Genomic DNA, 14,476 nt, shown 5'->3' with positions numbered 1-14,476 from the left:
AGACAGTAAATTAGTGGGTGGTAAAGATGACTACTTCCCAAATAGTATCTGCTCATCTCCCCCACTTGACGGCTTGAAGGCCGCTGAGTCGAGAAGCGGTTGACGTGACCACGACGGCCACGATTCAAGCTTCGGGTGATCGAGCTTCCCGACCTTACCTGCCTGTCGCATAACGAGAAGGATGCGCTAATCCGCGCGCTCTGGACGCAAGTTCAGATGCTGACGGCCCAGGTCGAAACACTAGCAGCACGAGTAGCCCAGCTTGAGGCCAAGCTGGGTGAGCCACCGAAGACACCGGACAACTCGTCGATGCCGCCCTCGCAGGGCAAGAAGCCCAACCACGCGGACAACCCCAAGCCTGAAGGGCCGCGCAAGGGCAGCCTGGGACGCAAGGGTGGCGGGCGCATGTTGGTGGAGCACCCCGACGAGACGATGATCGCACGTCCGATGTGCTGCGCCCGCTGCCGGGCTGCATTCCATCACGACGATCAAACGCTGAGCGCTCGCTATGACAAGTTCGACCTGCCAAAGGTCAAGCCTGTGGTGACGCGCGTGGAGCAATATGCCGGGCACTGCCGGGAATGCGGCGGCACTACGCTGGCGCCGTTGCCGGACGGGCTGGAGCCAGGCTCTCCGTTCAGCCGCAACATCGTGGCGCTGGCAATCTATCTGCGTTTCACTCACGCGATCAGCTATCGCCGCCTGAGCCGCCTGATGGCCGAACTGTTCAGCCTCGCCATCAGTGAAGGCGCCTTGGATGCCGCATTCCGCCGCGCTATACCGTGCTTCGATGCCGAGGTCAGCGCCATCCTTGCGCGGCTGCGGCGGTCCCGGGTGGTCTGTTCCGATGAGACGTCCGTGCGCGTCGCCGGAAAGACCTGTTGGGATTGGGTATTTCAGAACGGCGAGGTGGTGATCCATGTCATCCGCCATAGCCGTGGCGCCGCCGTCGTCAGCGAGGTGATGCATGGCCATCGTCCGGCGATCTGGGTCTCAGATCTCTACAGCGCGCAGCAGGGGCACGCTGCGGACTGGCAGATTTGCCTGGCGCATCAACTCCGCGACTGCAAGTTCGCCATTGAGGCAGGGGACAAGATCTTTGCGCCGCGCATGAGGGCGCTGCTGCTGCGCGCGTTCGTGCTGGCCCGGCGGCGGCACCGTCTGGCTGCCAGCACCCGCCGTCAGTATCGCCAGCGGCTTGAGCGAGACCTCGACGCGGTGATGACGCTGGCGCCCACGCAACGCGACGGCCAACGATTGCGGAAACGATACGGAAAGGTCCGAGCCCACCTGTTCACCTTCCTCGACCATCCCGAAGTCGGGGCCGACAACAACGGAAGTGAGCGCGAACTGCGGCCAACGGCCACCTACCGCAAGGTCACCGGGGGTTTCCGCTCTGACTGGGGCAAAGACTTGTTCGCTGCCTTCCGTTCCGTCATCGGCACCGCCGCAAGTCGGGGCATCGACGCATATCAGGCCGTGCTCATGACCCTCTCAGGCCTGTCCGTGCTCGGACCGGGTTGAGCAGATACCCCAAATAAGATGGTCGTATTGACCTTTCAGTGTTTGATCCGGTCTGATCCCAAGCTTCGTCCGTTTCCAACTCGAACATACGAGCCTCGGGGCTGACTGAGTCGTATTGCTTCAACACAGCCCTAAAGCAATCCAGTCCATCGAGGCTTTGCGCTCGTATGCGATGCTGTCCTCTTCACCATCAGTAACCCTGCATTAACGATACTTGATTAACGTCTTCTCACTACCTCTCAGTCGAAGGCGAACCAACCCGGGATTTCCGATAGTCGGGTCAACAACGCAGAAAGCCGGCGCAATCGCAAGATTGGTGGCCGGCAACTATCCCAGCCTGCTGTGACACAACGGTCATTTGACACGCGCCGGTCACGTGGAAGAAGCAAGCTCACCTGCCGAAGGATGCCCCAAGTGTTAGCTATGATGCACCGCCAACTCCCTGCCATCGTGATAGAGGCGCTGCAATCGCTGCCGCTCGATGGGTCGTGGGCACCTGCTGCCGGCGCACACAGCGACATCATCAACGATCTGCTAGACGAGGGCTCTATGCTGGTCGAGGAAGAGGAATTGTCGGGCGATGATGACCTGCGTCCTTGGCGAGTGAGGCTCACGGATGCCGGGATCGCCTGCATCAGCTAGGTTGCGAGCAAATGCTCTACCACTGAGCTATCTCCGCGCCGTGACGTTTGCCAAAGCAGGTCTAATATGAACGGCACCAGTGTATGGTTGGTTAATGCGCTAGGCGAGGAGCGACAAGTTCGTTACGTATGCGCCATACAAGCCGCGCCAGTAGTCGGTTCGTCCCGTTTGAGATCGAAAATAGAGCGGTAACCCGATCTATCCTGTTGGGCGCAGAATTAGTGAGTAGCAAATAAGCCCGGTGATCAGAGCCTATCACCGGTGAGGCATTCCAGCCGGGACCCCGGAGGTTGTCGGCTTCATTTGAAAACGGTGCTATAAGGCTGAGCGACGGCACTTCGTTGAAGGCTAATTTTGAGACCGTAGCTCCTTCTATCAGACCAAGGTCAGTGAAATCCATTCCCCGGCCAGCGCTAGAAGCAAACTCGACTTGAGCAACGGTCACCGGATGGTCTGAGTTTGTTAAGTCAACACGCCATGAGGTTGAGCCAAGCGCCCATCCGTCCGAGGGTGACAGGGCGGCCGGCAACTGGACTGCGCTGGATGTAACGTTGCCCGTAGGCGGTGTTTTGCCCCCTCCCATGAGAAGGTCTTGGTATTCGCTGACCTTTGCCGCGACTGCCCGACGCACCAATAGCGGGGTAGGGCATAGCCAATGTGTTTGGAATAGGCATACTGCCCGCCCATCTGTAGCCGCCTTCAGCGCGGCGAGATCGTCGTTCACTCCTTCATCCCATGCCGCTGTCCAGATGCGATCTCCAATGCTCAAAACCGATAGTTCGTAGGTCCACCGGGCTGCCTCGTTGTAGTCGTCACGGAATCTATTTTCGATCATCGGGCTCTTGGCATCCAATAAGACAGGGCCGTGTGCCGTGCCTTGGTCACCTGCAGTCACGTTCTCGGAATGGCCGTCATTGTAGAGGTCTACGTTCGCACCGTGCGCCACCAGATTGATCGCGTGTAGGTGCTTTGCTCCCATATTGGCGTGGGCGGCTATAATACGACATTGACGGATGGTTTGGGTTGAGGTGTCCTCACGCAGGTGCTCCACGTCAATCTGACTTTTGGAAACATCTTCGGCTAGGGCGGACGTACAGAGCGTCACTGCCGTCACAACGGATAGAGCGCCATTGCAGAGCGTCCTTCTGGAGGATCGGACCCTACTCATCCCTGAAACAGCCTCTTTCTTCCACATCAGTCAAACTCAGTCGGCAGAGCGATATCCCGATTGTGGACGAACATGCGTCGAAGCTGATTCGGCAGCACCCGCCCGAGGGAGATGTCCTCCGGCAACCCATCTTCCACAAACCACCCCACTTCTGATGTCTCCAAGCTCGTGCTGGCCGATCCGCCGACGATGTCGCAGACGAAGAAGAACTTGCAGCATGAGAACGTGCCATTTGGGTGCCCCTACCGGGTTCGATCCCAGACGGCGGCAAGCTTGCGGACGTTCACCTCGAACCCGCTCTCCTCCCGCATCTCCTTGATGACGTTCTCGGCGGTCGTGAGGTTCACGTCGGCCCATCCGCCGGGCAGGGTCCAGCGACCGCCATCCATGACCTCCCTGACCATCAGGATGCGGCCTTGTGCGTCAAATGCGGCACCCCGCACGTCCACCTTTGGGGGTTGCGTAGCCGGTCTCCCCGGCGAACAGCGCCTCTATGCGCTCGGCTGGGGTGGATGTATGAGCGGCCATGATCTTTGACGCGAGAGCCCGGAGCATCTCATAGCGCTCCCGGTCATACGGGTCGCGAACGAAGGCGAGGCCGGTCTGGGCGATGGCTTGAAGCTCGCGGGTCCATGTCAGCCAATCGGGCTCGGCCATCAGGTCAGGTCCTCGGTGTATCGAACGTTGAAGCGGTGCAGAGTGTGTATTTGAAGAAAGTCTTGTTCGTGTGTAGCAGAGATCGGCTGCGCAGCCCCACTGCGGAGGCGGTCTTCTCCGGTCGCGCCGATCTTGAATTGGCATCGGCCGGCACAAACCACGACGCGGAGACCCCGCTGACGCAGGACTTGGTTGAATGGGCTGACGTGATCTTCGTCATGGAGAAGTCACACAAGGCCAAAGTGCAGCATCGGTTCCGGGCATCACTCAAGGGCAGGCGGGTAGTGTGTCTCGATGTCCCCGACAACTACCAGTTCATGGACCCCGAACTGGTTCGCATCCTTGAGGCGAAGGTGGGCCGACACTTGCCCGTGGTATGAGGGGAGCCTCCTTCCCGTTGTCTCTTCAGAAAACAAATGACATCGTCGCAATGACGCTCTCTTCTTCCTCCTCATTGATGGCGCGACGCTGTGGCGGCACGATGATCCTCGCCCGTTCCAATCCTCGTCTTTTTCCTGCCAAAGCTAAAGTCAAGTCGGTGCTGATCGTAAGCGACGGCATAGCCTCACCGACATCACTTACCCGCACATCAGGCCATCGTCGCTCAAGCATCTGCCAGATGCGCCTCCACGAGCGTCTCGATGAACTGTCCTACTATCTAGCGCGGCAGTCGCACGAGCCGCAGCAGATCGTCGTACAGTTGGCAGCGCCACAACCCGCGCCTGAGCCAGAGCCCACTTTCCACGATGCCATCACCAATGTGGTTCGAAGCATTGGGAGTGGCATGGTGATTTCGGGTGGTGCAGCGGTTAGTTACGGCATCGTTGCCAACCAGCGATATCGCCGGTAGCACCGTTCATGTGCCGGCCGGATCGAAGCCTCGCTTCAATGCATTCAGTGCGGCCACGGCGCGCACTTTGACCTTGTCGTCGTCCGGGGTGATGATCGGCTGTCCATCATTGTCGAGATACCAACCCGGCACTTCAGCGACGACCGCAGCGCCCTTATCTTTGAAAACTTGGGCTCGCGCGTCGCGATGGAGCATATCGTGGGTGTCGGGATGAACCCGTGCGCCGAGTGGATGGCCTGCCGGATCAGCGTGGGTCGTCATCGTTCGGCTCCCAGAGGGTAGGGGGAAGACGGGGCACGACCATTTTGATCGCGGCCCCGAGTTTCAGAGGAGAGAGCCTGACTCCCTCTATGGTCATAAGCCGAAGTGGCTCTGAGAGTTCGCTGCGTCACGCGTGGTTGAAAATGGTGAACGTGTGAGGCCAACGAGATTTTCATATATCAAAGCCACACCGGTTTGGTGCTACGGCCGATGTCAGAGGTTCTCCAACCAATCAATTATCCTGCCCCTTTGGGTTGTCCGCAGAACGTCGCCATCACCGCTAGCGGATTGCTCTGGGGTTGCGGGAACTGGGCGTGCCGAGGGTCGGACTTTGGAGTGACAGTGCCCGTCGTAAAAAGACGGAGGACGGGCTCTTCCTTATCCTGATCCAAGATGGACAAGTTGACGATGCCGGGGAAAGGAAGACTCGAAAGGAACCGAACCAACTCCCTCGCGCCGTCGCCTTTGACGCTTAAAAGCCGCAAAGGCGCAGCGGTAGAGGACGTGGAAGCCAGCATTGATGCTGGGAATTGTCGATGCTGATCCATGAAATCCACCCGTAGTGCTGTCGCCTGACTACCTTTAGAGCGAAAGTACAAACTCACTTCGTCGTAAGTATCCGAAGACATGGAGCAGTAGAAATGCAGATCACCACCCTCTGCCGGGTAGTACAAAGTAATATCATGTAGCGGCCTTCCCCACTCCGGCCGAGTAATAAGGATGCGAACGCCGGCCGGATATTCGATGGACATTCCATCCGGCATGAAAAGGTTCGGAGCTACAGATGGAACTTCGATCTGATCGTTGTTCTCGCTGGACGACATGAGCACGCTAATTTGGCTAAGAAGAGAGGTGCTATCCAAGACGTATGGGCCAAGGCACGCGCCAATCAGAAACCAGATTGCTTTCCGAGCTTTGTGGTGGCGAGCACGAGTGAACCAGAATGCCAGCACGACAAAGGTTATGAACGAGAAGAACCTCACCTTTGAAGCACTTGCTTAGCGGCGGGATGGCAGCAGCGGGCTGATATCATAGCCAGACGGACAAGGTGGTTCTCCTAGCCTTCGCAAAGACGGGCAGTAGCTCTCAAGCGACCTATCCCTTGTAGTGCGCTTCTATCCCCACCGGTTTGCCTGTGAAAGGGGGAGGGGTGAGGTCATATCGGTATACGGCTGTGCCAGCGGGTCGTGCGCGAACTCTTGGAAGCCGGGCCAGATTGGGGAGAAAGTCGCGTCTACCGGCATTTCACGTCAAACTGGATGACCCCCGGATCAAGTTGGAGCCGGGTCCTTGATGATGCCGCCAAACGGCTTGGTCACGGAATGCCCAGTCGCTCCATGTCAAACCGGGTAGCTCCAGACGCACGGGTGTTGCCCCCTTCACGCCCGGAACAACTTTGGCTGGCATTCGGCTGAAAATGGGTCATGGATGGTGCTTGCCGAGGTAGGGGTGATCGTACCCTGTGCGCACCAGAAGCTCGGCCAATAATAAAGCAGCTTTATTTTTCGGTGGGCTCTCCCAGCGGCGCGACGTTCCGGAACATCTTCATCAGGTCAGTATTGGACTCATGGTTGGGAGAAGCCGGACGGTCCGAATGGCGAGGATTGCAGCCTCGCAAGGAATAAAAGATGCTTCGTTGGTGATGCTTGGGGGGAGGGACCTTAGGGGCAATGACCAAAACTGCCAAAGCAGGATGGACGAGCGCTCACTGTCGAGAAAGTGGTGCGAGCGATCACCAAAATGCCCGACATCGAGTTGCGCTTCGTCGTGGGCCACCGCGTTGTCTGCCGCTCCATCGAAGGGCCTTATCTAAGAGGAATACACGTAGATCGCACATCCTCACCCGGCGTTTACCGGCTACAGGCGCTCCAGCCGCCGTGGTGTATGCTCCGGCGCATAGTGTCTCTCACCCATGCCATTGAACTCAGGCCGTGGCTGCGAGGCGGGCTGGACGATGTTGTGCGCGACTTCCGACAGGAAATCGCCATAGACGATGGCGTTCGTCGATGCATCATGGCTGACCCGGAAGAGCCGTTTCAGTTCGATCCCCGTTTCTCCACTGGAGAAGAAAATAATACGCCGCACCCGTGGGTGGAGCGCGCCATCATGCGGGCAATGGATGGTGACGGTGACTGCGCTCTTCCACTCTTGCGACGGAGTATGGAGCGTTACCCCGACCAGACGACGGGAAGACCAGAGCATCCATGGAGAGTTATTCCCGACATCATCGCCTGTATTGAGGATTGGGGGCAGCGTAGCAGCCTTACTCCGCCCACTTTCCGAAGAAGCCAAGACACGCATCGTGGTGAAGCCGGTAAAGCGGGCATCCGCGTGATGCGGTAAGGGCAGCGTCATCAGGCTCCATCACCGATGTGCTTCCTTCACATGCCTATCGAGGAACGGCAGCACGACCGACCAATACCGAGCCGGATCGTATTGCTCCAGATCGACATGTGCTGCGCCTTCGACGGCCCAGAACTGCCTCGGCTCTGCGGCCCTGTCGAATAGCGCCTTGGCCTCGCTGAGCGGCGTGTAGGTATCCACAGTGCCCGACGCGATCAGGATCGGCACTCCTGCCTGTGCGATGTGGTCGATGGGACGAAGTTCGCTGGGCGTCGCACCGAGGATGGGCGGGAGTAGCAGCTTGAATGCTGGGGTCAGGATGGGCGTGAACACCGCGCCAGCAATCCGGCCGAGGTTCGCCCGGAGACGGTTTGAGAGCGCCCTGTCGATGTCGGGGTAGACCGATTCCAGCACCAGAGCATCCACCGCCAACGGCTGCGGCCCGAGCAGTGTTGCGGCTCCGCCTAGAGAGACACCAATGACGCCCACTCGGTCGCCGGGCCGGCGGTGGCGTGCGAAGCCGACCGCAGCCACAGCGTCTAGTGCCTCCAGCTTGCCGAAGGTAATCCGACGGCCGGGACTCTCGCCATGGGCTTGGAAGTCAAAGAGCAAGACCGAGTAGCCATGGTCGTGGAGCACGTGGGCGCGGGCGACCATTTCTAGCCGATTGGCTCGCACGCCATGCATCAGCACGACTGTCCCTTGGCTGTTTGTAATTGGGACCCACCAGCCGTGCAGTCTGGAGCCGGAGGCAGAGGGTATCTCAACCGTCTCAGCACCGACCAGATCGGCTGGCGGCGGCCCAATCGTCGCAGGCGCTGGCGCTGGCGCAGACAGCAGCATGCCTACGGCAACTACTGCGGCGCAGAGACCTACGCCGAGGACGATTGCCAAAATGGCGAGAGCGGTGAGGAGGCGGGGTGGCGAAATCGCCATGTTCAAGGCATCGCCTCACAGTTTGCCCCGTGTGATACTCTGCCGCCGGGCGGTGGGCTAGGCACGCCATGACATGGACCGCATCGTAGTGCCGATAAGCTGTTCTAAGCGGGACGGCTTCGGGGCTTTAAGGCTTTGAACTCGGAGACCAGCGTCAAGCGTGATTTGCGGGTTTGTTCACGGCGACAAGGAACTGATCGAGAGGCTCGGCCGCAATGATCCCTGCGTATGCGGATCAGGGCGTAGGTTTGAAGGCGTGTGGCATCCAACGTGACACTTACAGCGCAACGTTCAGAAACGAGTGTCGACGGGAGTAGGGAGGGACGCCCTCTCTATTCCGGACGCAAGGCACGACGGAACACTCGTTGTCACGACCACGTCGCTCAAGCGGCTCCGCAAATAAAGCCGAAGCTCTCAAAGTTGACCCAAAGCCGGGTCTCTGCGGGCGCGCGATGCTCGATCATACTGAAGGGAACCCGCTGGTTCTCTAGTGCCTGAGAAATGACCGGCACGAGCACAGTGGGCACTTCCGCGACTTGGAAGGACTGCGAGGCGCTTATGCGGAGGAATCCCGCCATTGACCCGTAACCGCTAGATAACGGGCCTAAACCATTCAAGAAGTCCTCTGGCGTCTTGAACGCGTCCAATGATCGAAGATGGTTTTCCAGCGCGATGTAAACAGCGATAGGGTCTGGAAGAGGCTTATGGCATCGCCGGGGGAGCGGGCTGAAAGGCGTCGGCAGAAGACAGGAAAAGCCAAACCGCGCCGGCATGAGGCACTCCCGATAATGCTTCCGGCTCGAACTGGTTCTAGAGCTACGTCCAAGACGGATTGTTAACGATACCTATGTAAAGCTTCCATCAGCACCGAGCCATATGAAAGCGCCATTCCATGAACGAAATCGAGATGGAAGAGAAGGCGATTTCGGACATCGAGAAGTATGGATGCTATGTCTTGTACGTGCTTGGTGAAGATAGTTATCCACCTTTTGCCTATTCCATTGGCATCTGGCAATCCGCAAAAGCCGGGAGCTTGCTCAAAAGCGTATCCGCTAGGATCGCGGTAGCGGAGGCCGACGCCGGCACCCCGCGATCTGCGATAGGGAAGGAAATGAACTCCATGCCTTGCTGCGCACACAGCGTGGCCTCTAAGCCCAAGCCAAGTTCCTCCACCTCGTCACGCTCAAGGAGGCTGACCACGGTGTCGACTCCCTCGGCTTTCCACCCCACCACTTCGTCCTCAAGCCAGTCGCCAGCACGGGGCCGCGCCATGATCGCGAGACGGCCGGCATACTTGTCGTGGACCTGCGGTATGGGCTGCTGACCATGCATGTCAATCCAATAAACCGAAGGTCGCATTAGAACTTTCTCCTTATCATGAAGTTGCAGGCTGATCCCAAGCTTCGCCAGATGTTCCTTTCGGGCCGCCGCGTATCTGTGCGCATACGCTTCACTTTCCTCGTAGGGCGTGAGAAATAGGCTTCAGAGAATGATCTATGATCGTCCCTCCCAGACGCAGCCGGTCTAACTCCGCATGATCTTGTGGAGACAGCGTAGCGGCCACTCCAATTCCGCGTCACAATTAGGAGCCTCTAATACGAGCACCGCGCCGACTCGAATAGCTTTCTGTCCGGGCAGTCCAAGTTCGGCTGAATAACACAGCCGGCCCCATGCTGGCCTGATCAAACGCTGTTTCCGGGTGGGCTGACGCAGCAGAAATGTGCTGAGACCACGCCAGTCGTCCGGAAGTGTATTGGCAAGGACGTGCGAAATGTCCTCGACAGAGCAGGCGTGGATGCCTCCGCCGCTGTTCTCCTCAACGAGAAACAGCACTTCGCGTCCTCGCACGAAGCGTCGCTCCTCTCGGTGCGGACCTAACTGCTCTACCCAACTCCGCTCGGCATGGCGTATCGCCGGAATTACAAAGCGGTTGTCGCGCCCGTGGCCTTGCTTCTTGGTGCCGATGCCGCGGCTGCGGCGTGTAGCATCGAACCCGGCTTTCGAGGAACCCTCAACAGTCTGATGCCACACACTCGGTGCAACTCTACGGCCCCTCGTCGGCCGAGTCTTGTATCGAATAAGGGAAGTGAGTGCGATTCCATTGGTCTGGCCGAAGCATCACCTTGCCGACGTGAAGAATGCTGTCGGTGGCGCGGTAGGGCCGTCCGCTTACCTTGACCTCGGCTCCGTCGAAGGAGGCCAGATGAAAGTGTTCACTTGTCTCGCTCAACGCCATCAGTTCCCGCACCAACTGGTCACGGCCCTGCTCGTTGAGCCAGATTTCGAGTTCCCCATCGGGCCTCCATGCTAGCATGCCGCTTGAGGAAGGCGATCTCCTTGTAAGACAAGAATACTCTGAAAATCTTAACTTGTGCGCACGATATTGCTCAGGCGTTCCCGCCTTGCCGATCAGCCGGCTATGCCGGGCACTAGACGGAGATTGCGTCCTTGGTGGCCATTAAGAAGCGAGCTTGGATCAGGACGGCAACCGGCACCATCCTATTGGGGGTTGTAGCAGCCGTCTCCTCTGGTCGTCGAGCCAAGGGACAGACGGCATCTGCTGGCTCTAACCCTCACGAGTTGGAACTGCCGCCAAATGCAAGAGACCCCTCGGCAGTCGAAGTGCTGAGGGTTTGGGCGGTTCCGGGAGAAGCTGCGTATTCCGACGCAAACCAGCCGCTGATTCCGATCCATTCCAGCCGGTGATTCCGACGGAAGCCAGCCGGTGATTCCGATGCATTCCAGCCACCCCTGAGGGGGCGGGCGGCGGCGCGGTTCGCGAGCAGTCATTCACCGACGGCACGGTGTCTCTCCAGCAATCCCGGGGAGCGCCATGCCAGGCCAGAGACTGCCAATGCGTCAGGTTCGAGAAGTCCTTCGCCTCAAATACGTCTGCGGCCATAGCGGCCACCAGATCGCGGCCATGGTCGGCGTCAGCCGCTACACGGTTGCCGAATACCTGCGCCGGGCCGCCGTGGTCGGCATTACCTGGCCGGTGCCGGAGGCGCTCGATGACACGGCGTTGGAGCGCAAGCTGTTCACGCCGCCGTTCACGTCCGAAGCGACACGGCCGCAGCCGGATTGGCCCCGTATGCACGCCGAGCTTCGCAAGCCTGGCGTGACCCTCCTCCTGCTGTGGGAGGAGTATCGGGCCGGGCAACCGGATGGGTATGGTTACAGCCGGTTTTGCGACCTCGCGCGCGATTGGCGCGGTCGCCTGTCGCCAACCATGCGCCAGACGCACCCGGCCGGGGAGCGGATGTTCGTCGACTATGCCGGGCAAACGGCCGAGGTGGTGGACAACGCCACGGGAGAGGTCAGGCGCGCGCAAGTGTTCGTCGCGGTGCTGGGCGCCTCCAACCTCACTTACGCCGAGGCCCGCTGGACGCAGTCGCTCCCGGACTGGATCGGCTGCCACGTCGGCGCGTTCGTCAGCTTTGGCGGAGTGGCGCGGCAGATTGTCTGCGACAACCTCAAAGCTGGCGTCACCGCGGCCAGCCGCTACGAGCCAGGGATCAGCCGCACGTATCAGGACATGGCGACCCATTATGGCACCGCGATCCTGCCAGCCCGGGTGCGCAAGCCGCGCGACAAAGCCAAAGTCGAGGTTGGAGTTCAGGTTGTGCAACGCTGGGTGTTGGCCCGGCTGCGCCACCGGCGGTTCTTCTCCCTGGCGGAGTTGAACGGTGCGATCCGCGAGTTGATCGCCGACTTGAACAACCGACCCATGCGCCATCTCGGCACCAGCCGCCGTGCACTGTTCGAGGCGATCGAGCGTGAGGCCCTGCTGCCAATGCCGCAGACGCCGTATGACTACGCGGAGTGGCGGCGCTGTCGGGCGGGTCTGGATTATCACGTCCAGGTCTATGGCCACTTCTACTCGGTGCCCTATCGGCTGATGCGTGAGGCGGTCGAGGCGCGGATCACCGACCAGACAATCGAACTATTTCACAAGAACGACCGGGTGGCCTGCCACGTGCGCGACCCGCGGCAGCACCGGCACACCACGATTCCCGAGCACATGCCGAGCGCGCACCGCCGCCACGCCGAGTGGACACCGACCCGGTTGCTGCGCGAGGCCCAGGCGATCGGCCCGTCGACCATTGCCCTGGTGGAGCGGATCCTGACCGCCAAGCCGCATCCCGAGCAGGGCTTCCGGGCGTGTTTGGGGATCCTGCGCCTGGTCCGCGGCTACGGCCCCGAGCGGCTTGAGGCGGCTTGCCAGCGCGGCATGGACATCGGCGCCCAGACCTACGGCTCGGTGAACTCGATCCTGCGCAATGGCCTCGACCGGGCCTACCGCCCCGAACCCGTGCCCGACGAGCTGCCAGTCCAGCACGAGAATATCCGCGGCAGCGGCTACTATCATTGAGGAGACCTTCATTGCTGACCCACCCGACGACAGACCGCCTGCGCGAGCTCGGCCTCACCGGCATGGCCAGGGCTCTCGAGGAGCAGCGGCGGCACGCCGATGCTGTTGATCTCGGCTTTGAGGACCGGCTGGCCATGCTGGTCGAGCGGGAGGCGCTGGAGCGCGACACCAGGCGGCTGGCCACCAGGTTGCGGTTCGCCGGGCTGCGCCAGCAGGCCACGCCGGAGGACGTCGATCATCGCGCCGCCCGGGGTCTCGACCGTGCGCTGTTCCAGAAGCTGACAGGCGGCGAATGGATCGAGCGCCACCAGGATTTGCTCGTCACTGGGCCAACCGGCACGGGCAAGACTTGGTTGTCGTGTGCCCTCGGGCATCGGGCCTGTCGCGACAACCGCTCTGTGCTGTATCAGCGGGTGCCGCGATTGCTGGAGGCACTCGGCATTGCTCGTGGTGACGGACGCTATGCCCGTATGCTGAAGAGCCTGGCACGGGTGCAGGTGCTCATCCTGGACGACTGGGCCATTACGCCGCTGACGGCCGAGCAACGCCGTGACCTGATGGAGATCGTCGATGACCGGCACGACAGGGCGTCCACCATCGTGACCAGCCAGGTGCCGGTCGAACTCTGGCACGAGCACATCGGAAACCCGACCATTGCCGACGCCGTGCTCGACCGCTTGGTGCATGGCGCAAACCGCATCGAACTGAAGGGAGAAAGCATGCGAAAGCTACGCGCCGCCAAAGCCAAGCTTGACGAAGGCGCCGACACGTAGCCCAACTTCACCCGCTCGCGACACGCGCTGCTATCCGGCTGGGATCATCGAAATACCCGGCTGGCTTCGATCGGAACAGGTGGCTGGTTTCAATCGGTATCGATGGCTGCAATCGTCGGAATGCGCAGAAGCTCAGCAACTCGTGCTCAAGACCACTTGGCGTGATCCGGGAGCTTGGGGATTACTTCTTGTCGATATAGCCCGCCATGCCGCAAACGCCTATGATGAGGAGGGCATCAATAAAGAGGATGCGTTAAACAGCATCATGGGACTGTTCGAAGCGGAAATTCTTAGGCCGACTGACGTTCCTAAAAGGCTATAAGCCATTCATTGGCTCTATTTCCTCGAAGGTCTGAGATTGCTTGCCCGAGCCTCGTCCCGATACCACAGAACATCCCGTCTGGCTGCATGCTCGGCCTCATCGGCCGTAGAGTAGAGACCGGAGATGTCGCAGGGAGCCCAATATGATCCGTGTTCATCGCAGCCGTCCTGCTCAGCCTTACCTCCAAAACCTATCCTGCTAGCGCCAGTAGGTCCTCGTAGCTCTCGATCCCCAGCCGCCTGACCGCCGCGATGCTCTCGGGCCGAGCTTCTGGGTTCTCCTGAAAAGCGCGACCATACCAATATCGTGCCGCAGGAACATCGTTCAGCGCTTCGTAGCATTTAGCGATGCGTTCTGCGAGGTAACCGCCATCCAGCGTTGGGTCACCATCACTCATGAACAGGTAGATACGAAGAGCGTCTTTGTAACGCTGCTCGCGATTTGCTTTGACTGCTACTACTTCGAGCGCATTGAAGTCCACTGCCAGCATCTTCATCTCAAAGCCCCATCCTCATTTCTTCATGGAAACTTTTATTCAACTCTTCGGTCGGGTCTTTCATCACGTGTGGAAAATGGGCGCGATCCCATTGGTCTGGCCGAAGCATCACCTTGCCGACGTGAAGAATGC

The 14,476-nt window shown here is 59.8% G+C and carries 14 protein-coding genes and 1 pseudogene; 8 read left to right on the top strand and 7 right to left on the bottom strand.

The features are described 5' to 3' along the window. Nucleotides 1-135: 135 nt before the first annotated feature. Together tnpC and GSQ76_RS30830 are read left to right on the top strand one after the other, a co-directional pair. Nucleotides 136-1,524, top strand: coding sequence for an IS66 family transposase (gene tnpC / locus GSQ76_RS30835; protein WP_158747900.1), 1,389 nt, complete (start codon nt 136-138; stop codon nt 1,522-1,524). Between the two features lie 414 nt (nt 1,525-1,938). Then, nucleotides 1,939-2,166 carry a hypothetical protein gene (locus GSQ76_RS30830; protein ID WP_158747899.1) on the top strand — a complete coding sequence of 76 codons (228 nt, stop codon included), beginning with the start codon at nt 1,939-1,941 and terminating at the stop codon, nt 2,164-2,166. A 1,194-nt stretch (nt 2,167-3,360) separates the two neighbouring features. On the opposite strand, the pseudogene GSQ76_RS30825 reads toward GSQ76_RS30830, so the two are convergent. Further along, a pseudogene (locus GSQ76_RS30825) lies at nt 3,361-3,991 on the bottom strand (NUDIX hydrolase). Between the two features lie 50 nt (nt 3,992-4,041). On the opposite strand from GSQ76_RS30825, the gene GSQ76_RS30820 reads away from it, so the two are divergent. Beyond that, a complete protein-coding gene (locus GSQ76_RS30820; RefSeq protein ID WP_158747898.1) occupies nt 4,042-4,371 on the top strand; it encodes a low molecular weight protein tyrosine phosphatase family protein in 330 nt (109 codons plus the stop codon). A 17-nt stretch (nt 4,372-4,388) separates the two neighbouring features. Further along, the gene (locus GSQ76_RS30815) at nt 4,389-4,841 is read left to right on the top strand and encodes a hypothetical protein (RefSeq protein ID WP_158747897.1); all 453 of its coding nucleotides are present in this window, start codon (nt 4,389-4,391) and stop codon (nt 4,839-4,841) included. Nucleotides 4,842-4,847: 6 nt separating this feature from the next. On the opposite strand, the gene GSQ76_RS30810 is transcribed toward GSQ76_RS30815, so the two are convergent. The 4 genes from GSQ76_RS30810 to GSQ76_RS30795 form a co-directional block, all read right to left on the bottom strand. Beyond that, nucleotides 4,848-5,102: a hypothetical protein gene (locus GSQ76_RS30810; RefSeq protein WP_158747896.1), complete on the bottom strand. Its 255-nt coding sequence runs from the start codon at nt 5,100-5,102 to the stop codon at nt 4,848-4,850. Nucleotides 5,103-5,338: 236 nt separating this feature from the next. Continuing rightward, complete coding sequence (locus GSQ76_RS30805) at nt 5,339-5,965, bottom strand: hypothetical protein (protein ID WP_216851381.1); 627 nt, start codon at nt 5,963-5,965, stop codon at nt 5,339-5,341. Nucleotides 5,966-6,959: 994 nt separating this feature from the next. Beyond that, complete coding sequence (locus GSQ76_RS30800) at nt 6,960-7,457, bottom strand: hypothetical protein (RefSeq protein WP_158747894.1); 498 nt, start codon at nt 7,455-7,457, stop codon at nt 6,960-6,962. Between the two features lie 9 nt (nt 7,458-7,466). Then, nucleotides 7,467-8,288 carry an alpha/beta hydrolase gene (locus GSQ76_RS30795; RefSeq protein WP_256367039.1) on the bottom strand — a complete coding sequence of 274 codons (822 nt, stop codon included), beginning with the start codon at nt 8,286-8,288 and terminating at the stop codon, nt 7,467-7,469. Nucleotides 8,289-8,541: 253 nt separating this feature from the next. Between GSQ76_RS30795 and GSQ76_RS33020 the strand changes: the two genes are divergently transcribed. Next, nucleotides 8,542-8,655, top strand: a complete 114-nt coding sequence (locus GSQ76_RS33020) for an SEC-C metal-binding domain-containing protein (RefSeq protein ID WP_158747892.1) — start codon at nt 8,542-8,544, stop codon at nt 8,653-8,655. A gap of 719 nt (nt 8,656-9,374) precedes the next feature. Here GSQ76_RS33020 and GSQ76_RS30785 read toward each other — a convergent pair. Next, nucleotides 9,375-9,740: a hypothetical protein gene (locus GSQ76_RS30785; protein WP_158747891.1), complete on the bottom strand. Its 366-nt coding sequence runs from the start codon at nt 9,738-9,740 to the stop codon at nt 9,375-9,377. A 1,474-nt stretch (nt 9,741-11,214) separates the two neighbouring features. Between GSQ76_RS30785 and istA the strand changes: the two genes are divergently transcribed. The 3 genes from istA to GSQ76_RS30770 are packed head-to-tail and all read left to right on the top strand — an operon-like array spanning nt 11,215 to nt 13,848. Beyond that, nucleotides 11,215-12,753 (top strand): IS21 family transposase, encoded by a 1,539-nt coding sequence (gene istA / locus GSQ76_RS30780; protein WP_158747890.1) that lies wholly within the window; start codon nt 11,215-11,217, stop codon nt 12,751-12,753. A gap of 11 nt (nt 12,754-12,764) precedes the next feature. Continuing rightward, the gene (istB, locus tag GSQ76_RS30775) at nt 12,765-13,526 is read left to right on the top strand and encodes an IS21-like element helper ATPase IstB (RefSeq protein ID WP_174247428.1); all 762 of its coding nucleotides are present in this window, start codon (nt 12,765-12,767) and stop codon (nt 13,524-13,526) included. Next, nucleotides 13,504-13,848: a DUF5076 domain-containing protein gene (locus GSQ76_RS30770; RefSeq protein ID WP_216851380.1), complete on the top strand. Its 345-nt coding sequence runs from the start codon at nt 13,504-13,506 to the stop codon at nt 13,846-13,848. Before istB ends, GSQ76_RS30770 begins: the two co-directional genes overlap by 23 nt. Nucleotides 13,849-14,038: 190 nt before the next feature. Here GSQ76_RS30770 and GSQ76_RS30765 read toward each other — a convergent pair whose 3' ends face one another. Next, complete coding sequence (locus tag GSQ76_RS30765) at nt 14,039-14,344, bottom strand: hypothetical protein (RefSeq protein ID WP_158747889.1); 306 nt, start codon at nt 14,342-14,344, stop codon at nt 14,039-14,041. Nucleotides 14,345-14,476: the final 132 nt, after the last annotated feature.

This window comes from Acidisphaera sp. L21, from assembly GCF_009765685.1.
Lineage (GTDB): Bacteria > Pseudomonadota > Alphaproteobacteria > Acetobacterales > Acetobacteraceae > LMUY01.
This window is presented reverse-complemented; position numbering and strand designations above follow the sequence as displayed.